The sequence below is a fragment of the Rhodoplanes roseus genome (assembly GCF_003258865.1).
GTDB classification, from domain to species: Bacteria; Pseudomonadota; Alphaproteobacteria; order Rhizobiales; family Xanthobacteraceae; genus Rhodoplanes; species Rhodoplanes roseus.
Genome location: NZ_NPEX01000607.1, coordinates 1 through 930, shown reverse-complemented (window position 1 = coordinate 930; position 930 = coordinate 1). Strand labels below are relative to the sequence as shown.

Genomic DNA, 930 nt, shown 5'->3' with positions numbered 1-930 from the left:
CCTGGTCCGCAAGGGCCTGCCGGCCCGTCCGGACCGTTGGGACAGACGGGACCGCAAGGAGTCACGGGCTCTGCCGGTCCCGCCGCCTGGACGGGTGTCTCGGCCTGGACGACCGGCACGGCGTATGTGGTCGGCCCGCCGAGCTCGGTCGTCACGCAGGGCGGCGCGACCTTTGTCTGCCTGGTCGCGCACACGTCCGGCACCTTCGTCACCGACCTCGCCGCCGGAAAATGGATTCAGGTCTCGGCCAAGGGCGACACCGGTCCGCAGGGCGCGACCGGATCAACGGGCGCGACTGGAGCGACAGGGGCCACTGGTTCGGTGGGTCCCGCGGCGTGGACGACGGTCTCGGCCTGGGCGACCGGCACGGGGTATGTGGTCGGCCCACCGGCTTCGGTCGTGACGCAGGGCGGCGCGACCTATGTCTGCCTGGTCGCGCACACGGCCGGCACGTTCGCCACCGATCTCGCCGGCGGCAAGTGGACTCAGGTCTCGGCCAAGGGCGACACCGGACCACAGGGCGCGACCGGAGCCACGGGCGCGACGGGATCGACGGGATCGACCGGTTCCGTGGGTCCCGCGGCGTGGACGGCCGTGTCCGTCTGGACGACCGGCACGGCCTATGTGGTCGGCCCCCCGGCTTCGGTCGTGACGCAGGGCGGCGCGACCTATGTCTGCCTGGTCGCTCACACGGCCGGGACGTTCGCCACCGACCTCTCCGCGGGAAAATGGCGGCAGGTCTCTGCCAAGGGCGACACAGGCGCCCAGGGATCGACGGGCGCGGCCGGCCCCGCCGCATGGACGGCCGTTTCCGTCTGGACGACTGCGACCGCTTATGGAGTCGGGCCACCGGCCTCGGTCGTGACGCAGGGCGGCGCGACCTATGTCTGCCTGGTCGCGCACACGGCCGGGACCTTCGCCACCGATCTC

The 930-nt window shown here is 72.6% G+C and carries 1 pseudogene; it reads left to right on the top strand.

The features are described 5' to 3' along the window. Positions 1 to 36: 36 nt before the first annotated feature. Positions 37 to 930 (top strand): annotated as a pseudogene (locus CH341_RS31555) (hypothetical protein); the annotation flags it as partial.